The sequence below is a fragment of the Streptomyces sp. MZ04 genome, from assembly GCF_004684775.1.
GTDB lineage: Bacteria > Actinomycetota > Actinomycetes > Streptomycetales > Streptomycetaceae > Streptomyces.
Genome location: NZ_SRIC01000559.1, coordinates 1 through 1,576, shown reverse-complemented (window position 1 = coordinate 1,576; position 1,576 = coordinate 1). Strand labels below are relative to the sequence as shown.

1 protein-coding gene is annotated in these 1,576 nt (G+C 68.1%); it reads left to right on the top strand.

Annotated elements, in window-relative coordinates; translation table 11 throughout:
- Nucleotides 1-26: 26 nt before the first annotated feature.
- Nucleotides 27-797, top strand: coding sequence for an ATP-binding protein (locus E2651_RS43100; RefSeq protein WP_135336713.1), 771 nt, complete (start codon nt 27-29; stop codon nt 795-797).
- Nucleotides 798-1,576: the final 779 nt, after the last annotated feature.

Below are 1,576 nucleotides of genomic sequence, written 5' to 3'. Positions count from 1 at the left end.
CCCACCCCCAGCGAGGAGGGCTCCCCATGACCAGCGGCCATCTGCCACCCGCACCCACCGACCAGTACGTCCCCCTGCCCGACGCCCGCCTGGTGAGCACCCGAGCTCTGCTCACCGCCCGGGAGAACCTCACCGACACCATCGAGGCTCGGGCCATGATGTGCGTTCACGGCGGCGCCGGCTTCGGCAAGACCATAGCCGTCACCAGCTGCCTGCGCGCACTCGAACCGGCCGAGGACATCCGCCGCATCACCTTCCACGCCCGCGCCACCACCCGCGCGGTGCGCCACGAACTGCACACCGCCCTCGAGCTGCCGGGCCCACCCCCGCGCTACGCCAGCGAGTTCGACCACCTACTCAAAAGCGCGCTCGCCACCCACCCGCGCACGCTCGTCCTGGACGAAGCCCAGTGGCTCCAAAGCGACCAGCTGGAATACGTCCGATACCTCTGGGACGACCCCTACACCCAGCTCGCCGTAATCTTCGTCGGCGGCGAAGGCTGCCATCACACACTGACCAAAGAACCGATGCTCTCCTCCCGGATCTTCATCTGGCAGCACTTCACCCGCCTCACCCCCGACGAAGTCCTGGACGCCATTCCGCTCTACCATCCCATTTGGGCCGACGCCGACCTCGACGACGTCGCCTTCGCTGACCAGCACGCCGCGCACGGCAACTTCCGCAACTGGGCCCGTCTGACCGCCCACACCCTCACCGCTCTTGAGCGCACCGGCCGTACCCGTGTCGACCAGGAGGTGCTGCGCTGGGCCTTCAGCCGACTTGGTGCGGGCAGCTGAGATCCTCCTCGCCGTGGGGGAGGATCGCGGGGCCGGTTCCAGCGCGATGTCTACGCGGTTGCTGTGATCACTTGAGTGCGAGTCCGTGTGGAGGCGCCAGCGATCCTGCGGGCAGTTCGAGCGCACCAAGCACCGCGTCCACGGCTTTTCTCTGGCGGAAAACAGAGTTCCTTGGCTGCCCTGTGTGGATCTGTCCTCCCTGCGGTCCGGGCCCCATCCTGACCGAGTCGCCGCATCCGGCCGGACGCAGGGGAGCGTGATCCAAAATGGGTCATCACACTCGTATTGGTTCCGCCATCTAAATCCAGAGTCTATCTGCTCATCAAAATGAAGCACTCCTTAGAGGGCCCTGCCAGGCCTGATTCGCACGGTCGCCTTATCGGCAGCCCACAAGGCAGCTTGACGGACAGTCACGCTTCCAGTGAATCCGGTTCCGGCCCAGGCTAGTTGGGCTATGCCAGTCCCCGATTCCCTGTCACCCCCAGCCTCCGCCCTTCCTGCTGCCGGACCGTCAGGCCCGTGGGTGGGCCGCGCGGAGCGTGGCACGCCTGTTGGGCGCGGAGCGTCATCGTGGCTGGAGCGCAGCGGAGGCCACGGGTCGGCCGGAGGCCGGCCCCGGTCCGCAACGCGGGCCGGATTCCCTGCAGTTGGTGGTGCGCGCGCAGCGCGTGCCACCTGGCGGGGAGCGAAGCGAGCCGCATCCGCTCACGCGGAGCGGGAGCGGCCGGGGCGCGCAGCGCCGCGGTTCGCTTCTTCGGGCGAAGCCCGAAGGGACCCGC

Coding starts and splice junctions, on each gene's coding strand:
- E2651_RS43100 (WP_135336713.1), top strand. CDS start 27: ATGACCAGCGGCCATCTGCCACCCGCACCCACCGACCAGTACGTCCCC.